Raw genomic sequence first — 17952 nt, 5'->3', positions numbered from 1 at the left:
CGAAGAAGCAAGAGCCTCAGAACCCTTCACGCAAGCCTTTGCAGTGATATCATCTGGACATCACTCAGGCAGCGATAGCGCTGCACTCCGATCACGCCACGATCTATTAGGGATGAGAAATGAATAAAGCCATCTTGCTAATGGCCTGCGGGCTAGTTATGGCCGGTTGCGCAGGGACGCCCGCCGTATCGCCGACGAAAACGGACAGGGCAAATTCCGACTCCCTGGCGCTACAGGTGATGAAAGCCAACGGCTACTCAGCGGGCTTGAAGGACGCAGAAGTCGAATTGGAAGCGACGCCCAACTCGGGAGGCCTCACAGCCGATACCCTGAACGCACTCCTGCTCCGCGAACATCTGCTAGGACGCGCCACGCCGCTGCCAGGCGTACCGAACTCTGCAATGTCAGCCTTCTTCGTGCTTGAGCTTTTCAACGACCAAACCTACCTGCCAAGGCACGGCATGTGGATGCCGGTCTGGATGCCTCAAAGCCTCGCCCGCGACGCGCTGGATGCTCAGCAGAAGCTGACTGCAATCATTGAGCAAGCCGTAGCTGAATCACTGCCTGCCGGCTACCGGACCAAACCCTACGAATGGTCAAACAAAGCAGTCTTCGGGGCGGAATCAAGCTACCGAATACTCCGCGTGGATGGCCCGCTATGTGAGGATTGGTCCTGCGTGATCCGTGGCAGCCTCTCCAGCTCCGAACGTCCGACAAAGTCGTTCGATGCCAAGATGGTCCCGGTCGATACGCCGCCTTTCATACGGGACGGCGATGGCAGCTCATACCGATTGCGAGGCTTGGGCGGAGTTGAGCTGCACAAAGTCATTGAGGAATATGACGAAAAAGGCGCGGTTTCCGGCCATTGGCATCGCGTGAAGACCGAGCCGCTGTCGGGGTTCGATCATGCAGCGTTTTATCGTCGCCTCTCGACAGCGTTACCCGACTGGGCATTTATCTATTTCGGCCCCGAGTACGCGCATAACAACGCAGGCATCCCTTTAGTGCTTAACCGTGGCCAAGAGCTGCTTTTCGTGAAGCCAACGTCCAAACCATAACGCTTACTAACGCGGCTTACGGCTGCACCCACGATCTGAGCATCGACATCAGGCAAGAAGCCGCATTGCGGCATTTTCTGTTGCCAAACGGGATAGCCGACTGCCAACTCGGCAGTTGCTTACGGTTCGCCACATAGAAGCACAGCGGCAAAGTGGGCTATGGGTATACGTTTAGGTATACGCACCCGATCAAAATATACGCATGCGATGATTCTGTGGGCCCTAGATGCCTACTATTCGATTCCTGGTGCCGCACCACGATTTGAAGGCTCGCAGAAATGCGGGCCTTTTTCGTTTTAGGCTGAGCTCGCAATACTCCGGCGACCAATTCAGCCGAGCAGCTTGCGAGGAGATGCCGCAGATGCACGTAGCGACGCGCATCTCGTGGCATCGGTCGAGCTCGGTGGCGGTCAAGGTGCAACCCGTCGTACAAGACGCGCCGCCAGTGCGCCTATGGATGCCAGGGTCGCCAGCACGACCACGCCATTCCAGCCCCATTGCCCAAGCGCCAGGCTGCCCAGTCCCGCGCCGGTCGCCATCCCTAGGAAAACACCGGTGAACAGCACGGCATTCAAGCGACTGCGAGCCGGCGGGTCGATACCGTAGACGATGGTCTGATGAGCGACCAAGGTCGCCTGGATGCCGAAATCGAAGCCGATGGCGGCCACCACGATCACGCCCAACTGGATCTCCGGCGGCACCACTCCGACCAAGCCGAGGGCAGCGAAGGATGCGGCAGTCAGGGCCGCGCCCAGGCGTGTCACACGCTCCGGTCCGCGGCGATCGGCCAGGCGACCGGCCAAGGGTGCGGCGAGTGCGCCAGCGGCACCTGCCAGGCCAAAGGCGCCGGCCGCGGCGCTACCGAGTCCGAAATCGGCATGCAGCATGACGGCAAGCGTCGACCAGAATGAACTGAAGGCAACGGACAACAGGCCCTGGGAAACGGCCGCGCGGCGCAGGGACGGATGTAGCGACCAGAGTTTGAGCATGGAACAGAGCAAGGCGCCGTAGCCCAGCGACGAGGTCGGGGAGAACCGTGGCAACCCGTGCCAGGCGGCGAGCCCGATCAAGCCAATCGAGCCAGCCGCGAGCGCATAAACGGCACGCCAGCCGAGTTGCTCGGCGATCAGGCCGCTCATGACCCGCGAGAGCAGAATGCCCAGCAGCAGGCCGGTCATGACCGTGCCCACGACCCTGCCGCGTTGCGATTCGGGCGCCAGGGTCGCGGCCGCTGGAACGATGTCCTGTGCCAGGGTCGCGGCAAGGCCGATCACCAGGCTCGCAGCGAGCAACGTACCGACGCCCGGCGCGATGCTGCCGAGCAGCAGAGCCAGCATGAGCAGCACCGCCTTCGCCAGAATGATCCCGCGCCGGTCATAACGGTCACCCAGCGGCGCCAAGAGCAGAATGCCGAGCGCATAGCCAAGCTGCGTCAGCATCGGAACCATGCCGACAGCGCCTTCGCTGGCCTGGATCTCCGCACCGAGCACACCGAGGATCGGCTGGCTGTAATAGAGCGTCGCGACGCTGAAGCCGGCGCCTGACGCCAGGAGCAGAACAAGCCCTGGCGAGAGCAGACCCGAGCTGTTGGCGAGCGCCGGGGATGAATATGAGGAAGTCATGAGAAGGGTCCGGTCCGAACAGTGTCTGGTCATTCTCCATGTGCATGATCGACTGCTGTAGTAGGCTCATCTGCAGATCCGTTATGCGAGACACGTATGAACGACTACTCGACGGCTGGCATCGATCGCATCGATCTCTTGCGAACGTTCATCAGAATCGTCGATGCCGGCAGTCTCTCGGCGGCGGCGGCGCAACTGGGCACCACCCAACCCACGGTCAGTCGCCGGCTGCAGGCGCTGGAGCGGTCGCTCGGCCTGCAACTGCTCAATCGCTCGACCCACCGCATGCAGCTCACCGGTGATGGTGAGCGTTGCTACGGTTTCGCCCGACAGGTCCTCGAAAGCTGGAGCGAGATGGAAGCCGAGCTGCTCGGCGCGCGTGACGACCCGCGCGGCACGCTTCGGGCGCAGGTCCCGCACGCCTTCGGCCAGGACCAGTTGATCGCTCCGCTCGGCAAGTACCTGTCGCGCTACCCGAACGTCAGCGTCGAATGGGTATTGCATGATCGCTCGCCCAACTTCACGGCCGAGGGAATCGATTGCGCCATCCAGGTGGGCGTCATCGAGGACCCGTCCGTCGTTGCCATCCGCCTCGGCGAAGTCCCGCGCATTGTGGTGACCCATCCGTCGCTGGCTGGCGACGGCCCGCTGCCGCGGACCACCGAGCAACTCGAGCGTCTGCCCTGGTTGGCCCTGCGGACCTACTACACCGACGAGGTCGTACTGACATGCCAGGCGGACGGGCGCTCGCATCGCTTCGCGATCCAGCCACGCATGAGCACGGACAGCCTCTACGCCCTGCGCAGTGCGGCACTGGCAGGGCTTGGCGCGTGCGTCAGCTCCGCCTGGGTGGTTGCGCAGGACATCGAAGAAGGCCGGCTGATTCAGCTCGTGCCGCAGTGGCGAGCCGCTCCCCTGCCCGTCTACCTCATCTACCCGCACGCGCGCAGCTACCCCGCCAAGCTGCGCCTGTTCGCCGAAATCATCCGTACGGACATGCCCAACCTCGTCGGCATGACCTCACCGGGCATCGACGCGCTGCAACCGGCTGGCGTCGGCGCACGGACGGCTGCCCCCTGAGTTTCTACCACCGGCATTGCCTGGTTGGATCGAGCGTGTAGAATCCCGCGCCCCGAAATTCAGGAGACAGTACGGTGGTGATTCACTATTCCGCGCCCAATGGGAATGTCGCATGCGGGCGCACCGGCTCAAGCCTCAACAGTTCCGGCGATGCCGCTCAGGTTTCCTGCAAGCTGTGCCTGCGCAGCGTGGAAAAGGCTGTGAGCGAGCCTGTACGAAAGACACCGAGCCTCGCCGAACTGAGGGCTGCCGCGAAGGCGGCGAAGACCACGGCGGGTGCACCCGCAGCCGTGGCGAAGACAGCGACGACGGCCCCCGCAGCGGCAGCGAAAACTGCAGCGAGTGCGCCCGCAGCGCCGGTAAAGACCGCCCCGACTGCGCCAGCAACGACAGCGAAGCCGGCTTCCATCCTGTCCGCACGCGCCGAATGGCAGAAGCGCCTGGAGCAGTTGCCGGGGCGCAATCGCCTGCCTCGTGGCGTAGCGCGGCAGGCGTTCATCTAGCCCGCAGAACGGCGCTGCCGGTCAGTCCTGCCGAATGCGCAGGCCTGGCCAGGTTTCAGACCAGCCCTTCGTGGCCAGGCGCTCCAGATAGACCTGTCGCTTGCCGGCTCGAAAGGCCGCCGTGGGTCGGACGATCAGATCGAACAGATCGTCCAGCCCCAGCGGGGCCGCCACCTCGATCTCCTCCAGCGCTCCCAGCCTCACCCCTACTGCAGTGGCCGTTTCCGGCCAGTGGGTCATCGCGTCCACTGCCGACCGGTAGGGCTGATCCGCGTTGTGCAGGTGCATGCGGGCCTGGTTCTTCACCGACCAGTTGAGCGAGCCGTCGGAGCGCCGCAGTGCCGCCTCGAGCCCGGTATCCAGCGCCTTGTCGGGCCGGTCGGGGTCGAACCAGATGACATCGATATCCGCAGGCAGCGGGCTGCTGTCACGCCCATGCAGGTGATCCCACACCGCACTGCGCACAAAACCTGCAGCCACCCAGCAATCCGGCAGGGCGAGCGCCTTCACAAGATCGAGCACCCGCATGCGCGGCGGGTCGGCCGTGATGATGGCGCGCAATCGGGCGTGTGTGTGCATGAGGTGCTCCGCGAGGGCTGGCCGCACAGGCTATCAGCCTGCACGCCGCCAGTGCGCGACTCGGCGAACCGCCCCGGCCGACGGCCCTCTAAACCTGCATCACGTCAGAGGAGGCACGCATGGACAACTACCACATCAACGCCACCGATAACGGTTGGGAACTGCGCAAGCAGGGGGCGACCCGCGCTTCGAAGACCGCTGCGACCAAGGATGAGATGCTGCAGGTGACCGCAACCTTCCTCGAAGGCAAAACGGCCTCGGTGAAGATTCACAAGAAGGACGGCAGCATCCAGGAGGAGCGGACCTACCCGCGCAGTGCCGACCCGCATCAGACGAGGGGCTGAGGGGTGTAGCGGAGACAGATACGCGGCATTTGTCCGCCGGAAAACGCTGTTGGCCAACGGTAAGCAGGCTAAGCCAGCCGACCGCACTCATCGGCAGCTCGGCGGAGACCCCGGCCCTGCGACATCTAACATGCGCTTCAGCGCCGTAGGCAAGCGCAGCTCCTTGTATCGAGCTTCGGCGGCGGGCCAGGCTGCGTTGCCTCATAGCACCCTCGCACAAGACGCCGGCGAGAATCCGGCGATGCGGGGTAAGCTTGCTCACACCGCATCCCTTACGCACTGGCTGACGCAGCGCCGCGACCACTGCCAAACCAGGCGAGACAGGCGGGCGGCTATTTCATCGATCTCCGCTTCGGAGCAGATCAACGGCGGCAGCAGGCGGATCGTCCTTTCCCGCGAAACGCTGATCAGCAGGGCCTCATCCTTCAATGCGCAGGTCAACAGCTCGGTACATGGACGATCGAGCTCGATGCCTACCATCAGCCCCAGTGCGCGAATCGCTACAACGCCTTCACACCCCGCGAGCCCCTGGCGAAGAGCGCCTTCCAGGCGCTGCCCCATGACTCTCGCACGTTGCGGTATGCGATCTCGCTCCATCACATCGACGACGGTGCAGCCAATTCGACAGGCCATCGGGTTGCCGCCAAAAGTAGAGCCGTGGTGGCCGGGCGAGAAGAGGTCCGCCGCGGTGCCTCTGGCTAGACACGCACCGATTGGATAGCCGTTACCAAGACCCTTGGCCAAGGTGATCACGTCCGGCAACACTCCCGCATGCTGATACCCGAACCATGCCCCGGTGCGACCGAAGCCGGTCTGTACCTCATCGACCATGAACAGCCAGTCGTTCGCCGTGCAAAGGTCGCGCAGCGCCTGCATGTACTCAATCGGCGCAATGCGTACGCCGCTCTCGCCTTGGACTGGCTCGACCAGCACCGCGACGATATTTGAGAACTGCGACGCGAGCGTCCTTACCGCGTCGATGTCGGCGTATGGCACCCGCATGAATCCCGGCATAAGTGGCTCGAAGCCACGCTGCACGCCGGGGTTACCGGTTGCGGCCAGCGTTGCGAGTGTGCGGCCGTGAAAGCTGTTCTCCATTACCACTACGAGCGGATGGGCCACGCCTCGCCGGCTTGCATGCAAGCGCGCCAGTTTCAGCGCCGTCTCATTTGCCTCCGCTCCCGAGTTGCAGAAAAACGCTCGACGCATTCCGGATATCGCACAAAGCCTCGAACCGAGCGAGTCCTGCCACTCGATGCCGAACAGATTCGAGGTATGCATCAAACGACCCGCCTGATCGGCAACGGCGGCGGTTATTTCAGGGTGAGAGTGACCGAGATTGGTTACGGCAACCCCCGCGATGGCGTCGAGGTATTCGCGCCCGTGGGTGTCCCAGAGGCGGGCGCCCTTCCCGTGGGTGAAGTAAACCGGCTGCCTGGCATAAGCATGCATCAGATGAGAGCTTTGACCGTCCATGCCCCTTCACTCCGCTGGCGAGAGAAGCGCTGAACGCTGCGTTACGGGCCTGAAGCTGCGCTCCGTACCCAGTACTCGGATTCCGCTGGGCCCGACCTCCAGGTAGCGCCGTTCGCCATCGGATACCTGCATCTCGATGCAATAGCCCTCGGCCGCAGGCAGACGTTGAGCGATGTCTTGTACGGCCTCCAAAGCCCATGGCGCATCGGACTCAAAATGACCTAGATGCTTTTGGTCACGGCGAATGTTCAGACGATAGACGGGCATGGGGTCATTCCTTGGCGAAGAGAGAGGTGCCAAATGCAGGCAAGCGCAGCTCAGCCGAATTGCTTTGGCGTGTAATGGCAAGGGAATCAATGACTTGGCGGCAGGAAAACTTGACGGCGTGGGTAAGCTCCAATTCCCTCAGCAATGAGGCGGCCAGGGCTGCACTGAAAAAATCGCCGGTACCCTTGGGCGATACGCTGACTCGCTCGTGCTCGATCACCTCTGCAGACTCTTTCGTCACCACCACCACGTACATACGTTCGTTTGGCCACTCATGTTGAGCGGCACTGGTGACGACAACCCACTGAGTACGCCCGGTCAGCAGGCTGCGTGCGGCATCGATAACCTGTTCAACGGTCTCGACACGGCGGCCGGATAGCCGAGCCAGCTCGAATGCGTTGGGCGTGAGCCCGTGGGCGAACCGAAGCAAATGAGCCTGAAAGGCATTCACCATGGCCGGCTCTACATACATACCGCAGTCGTCATCACCCAAGACCGGGTCCAACTGGACGCGTATATCGGGAAATTTCTCCAATACCGTGCCCAACCAACGGGCCAGGACCGCCGCCTGCGTGGTGCTGCCCAGATAACCCACGAGGACAGTTCTCACCGAACGCAAGGCGCCGCGCGCCTCCAGATCTTTCAGGTAACCGGCGAACCAGCTGGTCGGAAGCGCACCGCCATGGTGGGTTAGGTAGTGGGGGGTATTGCTGAGTACGACAGTGGGCACGGCGCCAACGCAGAGACCGCTTGCCTGCAGGACAGGCACCGCGATGCTGTTACCAACGCACCCATAGACCACCTGCGATTGAATCGAGATCACGTCCAGTGGAAGCGGCTCAGTACCCGAAACGCCGGCGAAATCGATGCTCACAGCCATCACACATAATCCAATTGCAGCCTGCTGGTGATCCACGGCTGAAGCGGTTCGCAGCTCTAGCTGCGTCGATCCGATAGCCCATGAGGTAGCAACCGCTTTGGCAAAGTGTAAGATTGTCCTGTGCTCAAGTAAACATTGTCATAGGACAATATGAAAATTATAAGCAAGACCGCAAACGACATCTTCGAAACGATACGAAGCCAGGTGCAGGCGCAACAGCTGAGTCCCGGCCAGACATTGCCGCCCGTTCGCCAACTGGCATCGGAGCTTGGGGTCAATCGCAATACCGTCGCCGCTGCATATAAGCGCCTGGTCGCGGCAGGCGTTGCCGAGACCCGAGGTCGCCTGGGCACGGTTATTTGCGAAACAGTCGGGCCCGGTGAGCAGGAAGGCGGTATCGGTCATTCTCGACTGACCGATTTATCGAGCGGCAACCCGAATTCGCTATGGCTACCTGACCCGGCGCTCGCACTGGCACAGCGGCAACCGCGCCTGCGACTCTATGGCGACGCGCCGGTTGATCCGGGCTTTCACGACGTAGCCTATCGATGGTTGGCTGACGATTGCCCCTCGCCTCCGGAAATCGACCTGGCCCATGGCGCTGTCGACGCAGTTGAGCGCCTGCTGGCCGCCTACCTGGTGCCTGGCGACAAGGTTGTGGTCGAGAGCCCTTGCTTCATCAGTAGCATCAACACGCTGCGCATCGCTGGCTTGCAGGCAGTCGGCGTACCTGTCGACGAGCAAGGGTTGCAAGCCGACGGGCTTGATGCTGCCTTGGCGAAGGGCGTGCAGGCGGTGCTGATCACCCCTCGCGCTCACAACCCTACCGGCTCGAGTTTGAGCGCTGAGCGGGCTGCACAAATACGCGCCGTGCTTGAACGACACCCTCAGGTTCTAGTGCTTGTAGATGATCACTTCGCACTGTTATCCGAAGCGCAATTCCACCAGGTCATCCCCGCATCCAGCCGACGCTGGGCGCTGATCAGGTCCGTATCCAAAGCGCTTGGCCCGGATCTGCGACTCGCTGCTATCGGCAGCGATCGGGAAACATCACAGCGGCTTCGATTGCGGCTGGCTTCAGGCACAACCTGGGTGAGTCACCTTCTGCAAGATATCGCTCATACCTGCCTGACCTCGCCACTGGTCGGAGCGCAAATCGAACGCGCTCGAGCGGACTACAAGCATCGCCGAGATCTTCTGATCGCCGCACTGAGTACCCATGGTGTACGGGCCGGACATCCGTGTGATGGGCTCAACGTCTGGGTGCCGCTTGATGAAGATGTCGAGCCGATCATTCTCCATCTGGCCCAGCGAGGCTGGGTCGTGCGCAGCGGCACGGGCTTCACCGTGCAAGAGCAGGTGCGCGGCATCCGTATCACTACCTCGACGATGGACGCGAACCAGGCGGCCCGTTTCGCCGAAGACTTGAGCCTTTGCATGCAATGACCCAGCGCCCCAGGTGATTTGCTGCACTCGTTCAGTTAACCGTTCGGCGACGCTGCTTCAATGCATGAGCAACATCGCGCGCCAAAGCCGGCACGCTGATAGGGTTCAGGTTGCCGATACTGATCCGTACAGCCGCCGGGCTTTCCAGCCTGAACGGCGATCCCGCCTGGATGGCCCAGCCCAGCGATGCCAGCGTCTGGACCACAGAGGTCTCGTCCGAGACAGGCAACCACACATGCAAGCCCTCCCCCTGAGTGGGCACGGCTACGCCTAAGTCGTTCAGCCCCCGGACCAGAGCCGAACGCCGTTGCAAATACTCAGCCCCCACTGCCGATAGGCGACTGCTATCGAGCATCTTTTGCCAGAGGCGTCCTGCAAGCCTTTGTAGCAACAGGCTGACCCACCGGGGGCCGAGGGCCTGCTGGTGGTGCATGCTCTTGAGCACGCTGGGGGTGCCTGTGACCACCGAAACGCGCAGGTCAGGCCCCAGGAATTTGCTGACCGATACAACGTAGACCCAACTAAGAGGCTCACGACTGAAGTTCAAGGGTTCGGCAACGCTGAGCGGCCCCCAATGATCGTCAAGAATGAGCAGCGTATCGGGCGCATCTGCAAGGTTGTCGAGCCACTCTTTCCATCGACGCTCGCTTATGCAAAACCCGGTGGGATTATGCGCACGCGGCGTCAAGATGACCGCCGCCGCCGAGCGAAGGATTTCAGTAGAGGGGACCATCGCGCCCTCTTCGTCTACCGGGACGGGAACAGCCTTGAGTCGCAGGCTCGCCAGTAATGCCAGCGCTGGCGGCCAGCAAGGATCTTCCACGATTACCTTGTTTCCTGGCCGGCAACGCAGGCGAAGCGCGCGCTCTACGGCGTCGAGCGCTCCCGAATAGATGCCCAGCTGCTGACAGGGAATTCTCTGCTCAGCCAGCCACCGGCCCGCAACATCAAGCAGCTGTGGGTCATTACTTTGCACGTCATAGCCGGACTGGCTTTCCGTGAGCCAGCCAGACTCAATGGCAGGCAGTGTAGCCCCGTCAATATTTCCAGAGGCCATGTCCCGCAAACCTTCCGGAATGGTGGTTTGCGTCTCGGCCGTCGGCATCTCGCTCGCCACACGCGTACCGCGCCGTCCGTCGGTAACTATCAGGGCGGCATCACGCAGCAGCTTATAGGCCGCCGCCACAGTGTTTGGGCTGACTTGAAGCTGCTGTGCGAGTGATCTGACGGCAGGCAGCAGGGCGCCATCCGGGTAAAAACCCGAACGAATTTGCTGTTCGATCGACTCAGCGATCTCGACAGCGGTCGATCCGCTAGCTATTGTATTCATACATTTATTCTATTGTATTGGTACATAAATGCAAACCGCCCTTGTCATTCGCTTTCTCGCTTTCGAAGATCTCGGCTCGCTGCAGCAGATTCTTGATGGACGTGGATACAAGATCGAAACACTGGACGCGAACCTCGACTCGTTTGCGGGCCTCGATCCGTCAGCCCACGATCTGGTCATCGTTCTCGGCGGCCCGATAGGGGCTTTCGACGAAGCGAAGTACCCATTCCTCAAATCCGTGCTTTCGTTCGTCGAACAGCGGCTTCAGCGCGGCAAGAAAATACTGGGAGTTTGCCTTGGCGCTCAGCTGATAGCACGAGCACTGGGCAGCAACGTCGGCCCCATGGGGAGAAAAGAGATCGGCTTTGCGCCGATATCGCTCACGGACGAAGGTCTGCAGTCCTGCCTTGAGCCCTTGAGTAGCGGCGTGCCGGTACTGCACTGGCATGGCGATCAGTTCGAAATCCCAGAGGGAGCGACGCGCCTGGCAGCAACCGACACCTGCCCGAACCAGGCGTTTTCCGTAGGCAACTCGGTTCTCGCCCTGCAATTCCACCTTGAGGCCAATCCGCAGCGTATTGAGCATTGGCTGGTCGGCCACGCAGGTGAGCTCGACAGCATCAAGCTCGACCCACGAGTGCTCAGAGAGCAGGCGCAGGCATGCGCCGACGAACTGCTCGCGGCCGCGCAGACGGTGTTCGCGTCCTGGCTGGATAGGAACTGACGGAGCCGCATAGATGCTACTCGGGAAGATTCAAACCATCATGACCGGAACAGCTGTGCCATTCACGCGGCCCGAGACCTTCAGTGGAATCGATAAAAGACCGCGCACAGGGTCGGTCAGGGTCGGGTTTGAGGGGCTCGAAGGTGACGAGCAAGGTGATAGGCGTGTGCATGGCGGGCCGGACAAGGCCATCCACCACTACCCGTACGAGCATTATCACCACTGGAGGCAAACGTTCGGTGATCGGCCGCTACTAAGCGCTCCCGGCGCCTTTGGCGAAAACCTATCGACCGTAGGGCTAACCGAAGAAAACATCTGCATGGGCGACATCCTCTCGTGCGGAACCACAGTGCTGGAGGTTTCGCAGACTCGCCAGCCCTGCTGGAAGCTCGATGATCGGCTTGGCACCAAGGGCGCAGCACTCGAAATGCAGCGTAGCGGCAAAGTTGGCTGGTACTACCGAGTGCTTGAGCCGGGCGTCATCGAAGCCGGCGCGACGCTGAACCTGCTCGATCGCCCACACCCCGAGTGGCCACTGCGCAGCGTGCTGCAACTCCTCTACATCAACACGATGGACCTGGACGCACTAGTGCGTTTGCAGTCGCTTCGATTGCCGCCCTCCTGGCAGAAGATTGTGGAAAATCGCATCAAGACCAGCACCGTTGAGTCCTGGGCCAAGCGTCTGGGTGGGCCGGAATCCAGCCGCTAGCAAAACAACTGGCCACACGCGTTCCCGCTCGGATATCCGCCTTCATTCTCGAGATCCAAATGTCCAATAACAACCAGTCCGCCACCCCGCCATCCAAAATGGCGTTCAGCCGAATTGACCGTCTACCTGCATATGTTTTCAACGTAACCGCAGAGCTGAAGCTCGAAGCGAGACGCAGAGGGGAGGACATCGTCGATCTCGCTATGGGCAACCCAGACGGCGCGACGCCGCCACATATCGTGGCAAAGCTCTGTGAGGTCGCTCAGCGGGACGACACGCACGGGTATTCGAGTTCAAAAGGCATTCCCCGGCTGCGCCGCACGATCACCCAGTGGTACCAGAGCAGATACAACGTGGAGATTGATCCGGAAACCGAGGCAATCGTGACGATCGGCTCCAAGGAAGGGCTGGCGCACTTGATGCTCGCGACGCTGGACGCCGGAGACACGGTGCTAGTGCCCAATCCAAGCTATCCGATCCATATCTACGGTGCGGTGATCGCCGGCGCTCAAGTTCGCTCCGTTCCACTTGTGTCAGGCGTGGACTTTTTCATCGAGCTGGAGCGGGCCATTCGTGAGTCCATTCCGACACCGAAGATGATGATCTTTGGCTTTCCGTCGAACCCGACGGCGCAATGCGTCGAACTCGATTTCTTCGAGCGGGTGATCGCGCTCGCCAAGCAATACGGCATCTTGGTCGTGCATGACCTCGCCTACGCGGACATCGTGTTCGATGGCTGGCAAGCCCCCTCGATCATGCAGGTACCTGGAGCCAAGGATGTAGCAGTCGAGTTCTTCACGCTGTCGAAAAGCTACAACATGGCCGGATGGCGCGTTGGTTTCATGGTGGGCAATGCCGAACTCGTCAACGCGCTTGCGCGAATCAAGAGCTACCACGACTACGGCATGTTCACCCCGCTTCAGGTTGCCGCAATAGCCGCACTGGAGGGTGACCAGGGCTGCGTGAAAGAGATCGCTGAAACCTACCAAGTCCGCCGAGATGTACTGGTTTCAGGATTGCGAGCCATCGGCTGGATGGTCGAGCAACCCAAGGCAACCATGTACGTCTGGGCGAAAATCCCTGGGCGATATCAGCACCTGGGCTCGCTGGAGTTCGCCAAAAAGCTGATGGCAGACGCCAAAGTCGCGGTCTCTCCCGGGATCGGCTTCGGCGAGTATGGCGATGATCACGTCCGCTTCGCGCTGATAGAAAACCAGAGCCGCATCCGCCAGGCGCTGCGCGGGATTCGATCAATGCTGAAAGCCGATGGCTCTATTTAACGCGGCCTCCGCGCATCAGTCGCCTAGCACAGACGGTAACGTAAGAAGATAGGAAAGCGATCCGGCAGGTGCAGACGCTGCGTACCGCGCTGACGCAGTGAAGTACATCCCCTTCCGAATCGGCTTGGCCTCGGCCGACAACTGCCGCACCCTGTGGGCAGTCGCCCTATTCAACGAGGCTCCCGATGCGTATCACCCTGTTCAGCAGCAAGCCCTACGACCGTGACAGCTTCCGAGCCGCCAATCAGGCACATGGCTTCGAGCTGCAATTCCTCGAATCGCGCCTCGATCCCGACACCGTGGCGCTGGCCGCGGGCGCTGAGGTGGTCTGCCCGTTCGTCAATGACGTGCTGTCGGCGCCCGTGCTGGAGAGGCTCGCCGCTGGAGGCACGCAGCTGATCGCCCTGCGTTCGGCGGGCTACAACCACGTCGATCTGCCCTGTTCCCAGCGCCTCGGCCTACCGGTAGTACGGGTGCCGGCCTATTCGCCGCACGCGGTGGCCGAGCACACCGTGGCGCTGATCCTGGCACTCAACCGGCGCCTGCCACGGGCCTACAACCGTACCCGCGAGGGCAATTTCTCGCTGCAGGGGCTGACCGGCTTCGATCTGGTCGGCAAGCGGGTCGGCGTGGTCGGCAGCGGGCAGATCGGCGCTGTGTTCGCGCGGATCATGCTCGGTTTCGGCTGCGAGGTGCAGCTCTACGACCCCTTCCCCAACCCGGAGCTGGAGCGCCTCGGCATGCGTTATGTGGCGCTCGACGAGCTGCTCGCCAGCAGCGATATCGTCAGCCTGCACTGCCCGCTGACCGAGCAGACGCGCCACCTGATCAACCAGCAGAGCCTGGCGACCATGAAGCCGCGCGCCATGCTGATCAACACCGGCCGTGGCGCGCTGATCGACACGCCGGCACTGATCGGCGCGCTGAAGAGCGGCCAGCTCGGCTATCTGGGGCTGGACGTCTATGAGGAAGAGGCCGGGCTGTTCTTCGAGGACCACTCCGGCCTGCCGCTGCAGGACGATGTGCTGGCGCGGCTGCTGTCGTTTCCCAACGTCATCGTCACCGCGCACCAGGCATTTCTCACCGACGAGGCGCTGGCTGCGATCGCAGGCACCACGCTGGGCAATGTCGCGGCCTGGCAGGCCGGGCAGATCAGCAATCAGGTCAGCGGCTAGCGGCCTGTGCGGTGGGTAGGTTGAGGCAAGTTCGGATGAGCAGCAACACAGTATCGGGGCCATGGCGCCGAAATTGACCAACTGAACTTAGCAAAGGCCACTAACGGGCTGGTTTTTCGTCGAGCTGGCGCAGGCGCGCCTTGAGCAGGACCGGGAAGCGCTTGAACCAGGTCTGGTTCAACGGCGAGGGATGCGGCAGCGGGTGCAGGGTGAAGGTTCGGGCCCGCCCCTGCTCGTCCTGTAGCTCGACGTCGACGCTGGCGGTGAAGCGGTCCTCACGCTGCCAGAAGTCTTGCAGGCGCTGGCGCGTCTCACGCGTCTGGTCGATGCCGAACCAGAGGAACGCCTCGCGCCCGAGGGTGATGATGTGCCGCCCGCGCCAGTTGTCCACCAGCAACTGGCGCATCAGCGGATGGAAGCGGCGCTTGACTGCCATCGACCAGGCCTTGTTGCCGACCTGCTTGTACGGCACGGTGTTGATCCAGAAGTAGTGCCGCCCCAGCGCCCGCCCCGCCTCGAAATCCGGCATCTGCTCGCCATGCAGGTGGCGATAGAGCACGCGGCGGACGATCTGCCCGCCGGAGCCGATGAAGGGCTCGCCATGGCGGACCTCCTCGCGGCCTGGGTCACGACCGAAAAAGCAGAGCGGCGCATCGGCGTCGCCAAGACCGATGATTGGCTCCAGCGGATCACGCTCTAATGCTTGGTAGACCGGTCGATCGATGCCATCGGTGTGCGCGGCAAGCTCGCGCAGCGCCTGACATATCTCGGTGGGTAGCGTCATTGCCTGTGGCTCAGAAGTCGCTTTCGTCGACCAGCTCGACTGCGGCGGCTTCCAGCGCATAGGCGGCATCGGCCAGATCGTTGCTGACCGGCTCGATTTGCAGGCGACCGTCCACCCACAGCGGCGCGTAGATGTCCTCCAGGGCGATGCCCTTCGGGTAGCGCACCAGCACGATCTGGTTCGGCGGCGGCGGCGGTACGTGAATGCAGGCGCCCGGATAGGGCACCAGGAAGAATTCGGTGCTGCGCCCGCGCGCGTCGCTCTCCAGCGGCACCGGATAGCCGCCCAGACGGATCTCGCGGCCATTCAGTTCGGCGACGGTCTTGGCCGAGTACATCACCGCCGGCAGCCCGGCGTCCTGCTTCAGCCCGCCCTGATCGCTGAAGCCGGCATCTTCCGGCGTCGAGTGGTCGATTTCGGGCATTTCCTCCAGCGCCTGGCGGTCCTCGGGCGGCATCAGCTCGAGCCAGTCGAGTTCGGGCGGCGTGGCCTGGGCGTGGGAAACAAGTGCGAGACAGCAGAGCAGCGAGAGGACGAATGTGCGCATAAGGCAACTACATGAGAGAGAACGGGGCCACTGGGCGCGGCCCCCGGTGGATCAATGTTTGCGGCTGGTGACCATGCCGTAGATGACCAGCAGGATGATCGCACCGACCACCGCGCCGATAAAGCCTGCGCCTTCGCCCGCCTGGTACAGACCGAGCGCCTGTCCGCCATAGGTCGCCAGCAGCGAGCCGCCGATACCGAGCAGGATGGTCATGATCCAGCCCATGCTGTCGTCGCCGGGCTTGAGGAAACGCGCGATGAGGCCAACGATGAGGCCGATGATGATGGTGCCGATGATGCCCATGGATAAGCTCCTGAGGTCCGAAAGGTGGGTAACCAATCGGACCCGAGGGCTCTGTCACCGTTCGCCGAAGCCTGACGGCCGGGCGTCAGGAATGCGGGATCAGCGTCTCTACGGCGGTGATCTGCCGGTCGAGGGTGGCGCGATCGGGGCAGCGCAGGGTGGCGTGGCCAACTTTGCGTCCGACCTTGAAGGCCTTGCCGTAGTGATGCAGATGGCAATCCTCGATGGCGATGACCTTTTCCACCGGCGGAACTTCACCAATGAAGTTGAGCATGGCGCTCTCGCCCAGCTTGGCGGTCGAGCCCAGCGGCAGACCGGCGACGGCACGCAGGTGGTTCTCGAACTGGCTGCACTCGGCGCCTTCGATGGTCCAGTGCCCGGAGTTGTGCACGCGCGGGGCGATCTCGTTGGCCTTCAGGCCGCCATCGACCTCGAAGAACTCGAAGGCCAGCACGCCAACGTAGTCGAGCTGCTTGAGCACACGACCGACATAATCCTCGGCCAGCGCCTGCAGCGGATGATTACTACTGGCCACCGACAGCCGCAAGATGCCGCTCTCGTGGCTGTTGTGCACCAGCGGATAGAAGCAGGTTTCGCCGTCGCGGCCGCGCACGGCGATCAGCGAGACTTCCCCGGTGAAGGGCACGAAGCCCTCGAGGATGCACGGCACGCTGCCCAGCTCGGCGAAGGCATTGCTCACATCGGCCGGCTTGCGCAGCAGCTTCTGGCCCTTGCCGTCGTAACCCAGGGTGCGGGTCTTGAGCACGGCTGGCAGGCCGATGCTGGCCACCGCGGCGTCGAGGTCGGCCTGGGACTGGATATCGGCGAACTCCGGGGTGGGAATGCCGAGATCCTTGAACATGGATTTCTCGAACCAGCGATCACGGGCGATGCGCAGCGATTCGGCGCTCGGGTAGACCGGCACGAACTGCGAGAGAAAGGCCACGGTTTCAGCCGGTACGCTCTCGAACTCGAAGGTCACCAGATCCACCTCGTCGGCCAGCCGGCGCAGGTGGTCCTTGTCGTCGTAGTCGGCGCGGATGTGCTCACCGAGGGCCTGGGCGCAGGCATCCGGTGCCGGGTCGAGGAAGGCGAAGCTCATGCCCAGCGGAGTGCCCGCCAGGGCCAGCATGCGGCCCAGCTGGCCGCCACCGATCACACCAATTTTCATATCAACGGCCCTTCAGTAGGCGGCAGATCGAGCGCGCGCGTCGCGCGGCGCAGGAAAGCAAGTTTATACCCGCCAGCGGGCGTCGCCGCGCCGGCAGGGTCGGCTCAGACGCGTGGGTCCGGGCTGTCCAGAACGGTCTGGGTCTGCTCGTCGCGGAATTTCTTCAGTGCCTGGTGATACTCGGGAAACTCGTGACCGAGGATGCTCGCCGACAGCAGCGCGGCGTTGATCGCGCCGGCTTTGCCGATGGCCAGGGTGGCGACCGGCACGCCCGCCGGCATCTGCACGATGGACAGCAGCGAATCGACGCCGGAGAGCATCGAGGACTGCACCGGCACGCCGAGCACCGGCAGGTGCGTCTTGGCGGCGCACATGCCCGGCAGATGGGCGGCACCGCCGGCGCCGGCGATGATCACGCGCAACCCGCGGGCTTCGGCCTGTTCGGCGTACTGGAAGAGCAGGTCCGGGGTGCGATGGGCGGACACCACCGTCACTTCATGGGGGATGCCCAGCTTTTCCAGCATGTCGGCGGTGTGGCTCAGGGTGGACCAGTCGGACTTGGAGCCCATGATCACGCCTACCAGTGCGCTCATCGTCGTGCCTCTCATTGGGCGCCCGCGGGCGCGTCAAGAACAACAAACCACGCAAAAGAGCGTGGCCTGGACAGTCGCGGA

20 protein-coding genes are annotated in these 17952 nt (G+C 62.6%); 9 read left to right on the top strand and 11 right to left on the bottom strand.

The window, feature by feature from the left end:
• The first annotated feature begins 119 nt into the window (after nucleotides 1-119).
• Nucleotides 120-1058, top strand: coding sequence for a hypothetical protein (locus tag BM275_RS18055; protein WP_042923019.1), 939 nt, complete (start codon nucleotides 120-122; stop codon nucleotides 1056-1058).
• A 410-nt stretch (nucleotides 1059-1468) separates the two neighbouring features.
• Here the strand turns inward: BM275_RS18055 and BM275_RS18050 are convergent, their stop codons facing one another.
• On the bottom strand, nucleotides 1469-2680 hold the full coding sequence (locus BM275_RS18050; protein ID WP_090522732.1) for an MFS transporter: 1212 nt from the start codon (nucleotides 2678-2680) through the stop codon (nucleotides 1469-1471).
• A 96-nt stretch (nucleotides 2681-2776) separates the two neighbouring features.
• On the opposite strand from BM275_RS18050, the gene BM275_RS18045 reads away from it, so the two are divergent.
• Together BM275_RS18045 and BM275_RS22475 are read left to right on the top strand one after the other, a co-directional pair.
• Nucleotides 2777-3760, top strand: a complete 984-nt coding sequence (locus BM275_RS18045; protein WP_090522730.1) for a LysR family transcriptional regulator — start codon at nucleotides 2777-2779, stop codon at nucleotides 3758-3760.
• Between the two features lie 74 nt (nucleotides 3761-3834).
• Nucleotides 3835-4263 (top strand): hypothetical protein, encoded by a 429-nt coding sequence (locus tag BM275_RS22475; protein WP_090522728.1) that lies wholly within the window; start codon nucleotides 3835-3837, stop codon nucleotides 4261-4263.
• 21 nt (nucleotides 4264-4284) lie between these two features.
• Here the strand turns inward: BM275_RS22475 and BM275_RS18035 are convergent, their stop codons facing one another.
• Entirely contained in the window at nucleotides 4285-4842 is a 558-nt protein-coding gene (locus BM275_RS18035; protein ID WP_090522726.1) for a nucleotidyltransferase family protein, read from the bottom strand.
• A gap of 119 nt (nucleotides 4843-4961) precedes the next feature.
• On the opposite strand from BM275_RS18035, the gene BM275_RS18030 reads away from it, so the two are divergent.
• On the top strand, nucleotides 4962-5186 hold the full coding sequence (locus BM275_RS18030; RefSeq protein WP_090522724.1) for a DUF2188 domain-containing protein: 225 nt from the start codon (nucleotides 4962-4964) through the stop codon (nucleotides 5184-5186).
• A 258-nt stretch (nucleotides 5187-5444) separates the two neighbouring features.
• On the opposite strand, the gene BM275_RS18025 is transcribed toward BM275_RS18030, so the two are convergent.
• Genes BM275_RS18025 through pdxK form a run of 3 tightly spaced genes read right to left on the bottom strand, consistent with a single transcriptional unit; the run spans nucleotide 5445 to nucleotide 7809 of the window.
• Entirely contained in the window at nucleotides 5445-6662 is a 1218-nt protein-coding gene (locus BM275_RS18025) for an aspartate aminotransferase family protein (RefSeq protein WP_090522722.1), read from the bottom strand.
• Between the two features lie 6 nt (nucleotides 6663-6668).
• On the bottom strand, nucleotides 6669-6929 hold the full coding sequence (locus BM275_RS18020; protein ID WP_090522719.1) for a cytoplasmic protein: 261 nt from the start codon (nucleotides 6927-6929) through the stop codon (nucleotides 6669-6671).
• Nucleotides 6930-6933: 4 nt separating this feature from the next.
• Nucleotides 6934-7809 carry a pyridoxine/pyridoxal/pyridoxamine kinase gene (gene pdxK, locus BM275_RS18015; RefSeq protein ID WP_090522717.1) on the bottom strand — a complete coding sequence of 292 codons (876 nt, stop codon included), beginning with the start codon at nucleotides 7807-7809 and terminating at the stop codon, nucleotides 6934-6936.
• A gap of 150 nt (nucleotides 7810-7959) precedes the next feature.
• Here pdxK and ptsJ point away from each other — a divergent pair, with 150 nt between their 5' ends.
• On the top strand, nucleotides 7960-9255 hold the full coding sequence (gene ptsJ / locus BM275_RS18010; RefSeq protein ID WP_090522715.1) for a MocR-like B6 salvage transcription factor PtsJ: 1296 nt from the start codon (nucleotides 7960-7962) through the stop codon (nucleotides 9253-9255).
• Between the two features lie 31 nt (nucleotides 9256-9286).
• Here ptsJ and BM275_RS18005 read toward each other — a convergent pair whose 3' ends face one another.
• Entirely contained in the window at nucleotides 9287-10585 is a 1299-nt protein-coding gene (locus BM275_RS18005) for an aminotransferase class I/II-fold pyridoxal phosphate-dependent enzyme (RefSeq protein WP_090522713.1), read from the bottom strand.
• Between the two features lie 28 nt (nucleotides 10586-10613).
• Between BM275_RS18005 and BM275_RS18000 the strand changes: the two genes are divergently transcribed.
• The 4 genes from BM275_RS18000 to BM275_RS17985 all read left to right on the top strand — a co-directional run bounded on the left by BM275_RS18000 (nucleotide 10614) and on the right by BM275_RS17985 (nucleotide 14473).
• Nucleotides 10614-11309, top strand: coding sequence for a glutamine amidotransferase (locus tag BM275_RS18000; protein ID WP_090522711.1), 696 nt, complete (start codon nucleotides 10614-10616; stop codon nucleotides 11307-11309).
• A gap of 13 nt (nucleotides 11310-11322) precedes the next feature.
• Nucleotides 11323-12018 carry an MOSC domain-containing protein gene (locus tag BM275_RS17995; protein ID WP_090522709.1) on the top strand — a complete coding sequence of 232 codons (696 nt, stop codon included), beginning with the start codon at nucleotides 11323-11325 and terminating at the stop codon, nucleotides 12016-12018.
• 59 nt (nucleotides 12019-12077) lie between these two features.
• Nucleotides 12078-13298: an alanine transaminase gene (alaC, locus tag BM275_RS17990; protein ID WP_167362176.1), complete on the top strand. Its 1221-nt coding sequence runs from the start codon at nucleotides 12078-12080 to the stop codon at nucleotides 13296-13298.
• A gap of 185 nt (nucleotides 13299-13483) precedes the next feature.
• Nucleotides 13484-14473: a 2-hydroxyacid dehydrogenase gene (locus tag BM275_RS17985; protein ID WP_090522708.1), complete on the top strand. Its 990-nt coding sequence runs from the start codon at nucleotides 13484-13486 to the stop codon at nucleotides 14471-14473.
• Between the two features lie 100 nt (nucleotides 14474-14573).
• On the opposite strand, the gene BM275_RS17980 is transcribed toward BM275_RS17985, so the two are convergent.
• From BM275_RS17980 to purE, 5 genes are all read right to left on the bottom strand, one after another.
• The gene (locus tag BM275_RS17980; RefSeq protein WP_090522706.1) at nucleotides 14574-15257 is read right to left on the bottom strand and encodes a uracil-DNA glycosylase family protein; all 684 of its coding nucleotides are present in this window, start codon (nucleotides 15255-15257) and stop codon (nucleotides 14574-14576) included.
• A 10-nt stretch (nucleotides 15258-15267) separates the two neighbouring features.
• Entirely contained in the window at nucleotides 15268-15804 is a 537-nt protein-coding gene (locus tag BM275_RS17975) for a DUF3299 domain-containing protein (protein WP_090522703.1), read from the bottom strand.
• Nucleotides 15805-15855: 51 nt separating this feature from the next.
• On the bottom strand, nucleotides 15856-16107 hold the full coding sequence (locus BM275_RS17970) for a GlsB/YeaQ/YmgE family stress response membrane protein (protein WP_003297756.1): 252 nt from the start codon (nucleotides 16105-16107) through the stop codon (nucleotides 15856-15858).
• An 85-nt stretch (nucleotides 16108-16192) separates the two neighbouring features.
• A complete protein-coding gene (locus BM275_RS17965) occupies nucleotides 16193-17278 on the bottom strand; it encodes a 5-(carboxyamino)imidazole ribonucleotide synthase (RefSeq protein ID WP_090522701.1) in 1086 nt (361 codons plus the stop codon).
• A gap of 104 nt (nucleotides 17279-17382) precedes the next feature.
• Nucleotides 17383-17871, bottom strand: a complete 489-nt coding sequence (purE, locus tag BM275_RS17960) for a 5-(carboxyamino)imidazole ribonucleotide mutase (RefSeq protein ID WP_014822018.1) — start codon at nucleotides 17869-17871, stop codon at nucleotides 17383-17385.
• Nucleotides 17872-17952: the final 81 nt, after the last annotated feature.

Source organism: Stutzerimonas kunmingensis (genome assembly GCF_900114065.1).
Taxonomy (GTDB): Bacteria; Pseudomonadota; Gammaproteobacteria; order Pseudomonadales; family Pseudomonadaceae; genus Stutzerimonas; species Stutzerimonas kunmingensis.
The sequence above is the reverse complement of the archived record's forward strand: the minus strand, read 5'-3'. Positions and strand labels throughout refer to the sequence as shown.

Excerpts from the sequence above, each read along its gene's own strand:
- pdxK (WP_090522717.1), bottom strand. The coding sequence starts at position 7,809 with ATGGCTGTGAGCATCGATTTCGCCGGCGTTTCGGGTACTGAGCCGCTT.
- BM275_RS17980 (WP_090522706.1), bottom strand. The coding sequence starts at position 15,257 with ATGACGCTACCCACCGAGATATGTCAGGCGCTGCGCGAGCTTGCCGCG.
- BM275_RS17970 (WP_003297756.1), bottom strand. The coding sequence starts at position 16,107 with ATGGGCATCATCGGCACCATCATCATCGGCCTCATCGTTGGCCTCATC.
- BM275_RS17965 (WP_090522701.1), bottom strand. The coding sequence starts at position 17,278 with ATGAAAATTGGTGTGATCGGTGGCGGCCAGCTGGGCCGCATGCTGGCC.
- BM275_RS17995 (WP_090522709.1), top strand. The coding sequence starts at position 11,323 with ATGCTACTCGGGAAGATTCAAACCATCATGACCGGAACAGCTGTGCCA.
- BM275_RS17985 (WP_090522708.1), top strand. The coding sequence starts at position 13,484 with ATGCGTATCACCCTGTTCAGCAGCAAGCCCTACGACCGTGACAGCTTC.
- BM275_RS18050 (WP_090522732.1), bottom strand. The coding sequence starts at position 2,680 with ATGACTTCCTCATATTCATCCCCGGCGCTCGCCAACAGCTCGGGTCTG.
- BM275_RS18005 (WP_090522713.1), bottom strand. The coding sequence starts at position 10,585 with ATGAATACAATAGCTAGCGGATCGACCGCTGTCGAGATCGCTGAGTCG.
- BM275_RS18000 (WP_090522711.1), top strand. The coding sequence starts at position 10,614 with ATGCAAACCGCCCTTGTCATTCGCTTTCTCGCTTTCGAAGATCTCGGC.
- ptsJ (WP_090522715.1), top strand. The coding sequence starts at position 7,960 with ATGAAAATTATAAGCAAGACCGCAAACGACATCTTCGAAACGATACGA.
- BM275_RS18020 (WP_090522719.1), bottom strand. The coding sequence starts at position 6,929 with ATGCCCGTCTATCGTCTGAACATTCGCCGTGACCAAAAGCATCTAGGT.
- BM275_RS17975 (WP_090522703.1), bottom strand. The coding sequence starts at position 15,804 with ATGCGCACATTCGTCCTCTCGCTGCTCTGCTGTCTCGCACTTGTTTCC.
- purE (WP_014822018.1), bottom strand. The coding sequence starts at position 17,871 with ATGAGCGCACTGGTAGGCGTGATCATGGGCTCCAAGTCCGACTGGTCC.
- alaC (WP_167362176.1), top strand. The coding sequence starts at position 12,078 with ATGTCCAATAACAACCAGTCCGCCACCCCGCCATCCAAAATGGCGTTC.
- BM275_RS18045 (WP_090522730.1), top strand. The coding sequence starts at position 2,777 with ATGAACGACTACTCGACGGCTGGCATCGATCGCATCGATCTCTTGCGA.
- BM275_RS18055 (WP_042923019.1), top strand. The coding sequence starts at position 120 with ATGAATAAAGCCATCTTGCTAATGGCCTGCGGGCTAGTTATGGCCGGT.
- BM275_RS18035 (WP_090522726.1), bottom strand. The coding sequence starts at position 4,842 with ATGCACACACACGCCCGATTGCGCGCCATCATCACGGCCGACCCGCCG.
- BM275_RS18025 (WP_090522722.1), bottom strand. The coding sequence starts at position 6,662 with ATGGACGGTCAAAGCTCTCATCTGATGCATGCTTATGCCAGGCAGCCG.
- BM275_RS18030 (WP_090522724.1), top strand. The coding sequence starts at position 4,962 with ATGGACAACTACCACATCAACGCCACCGATAACGGTTGGGAACTGCGC.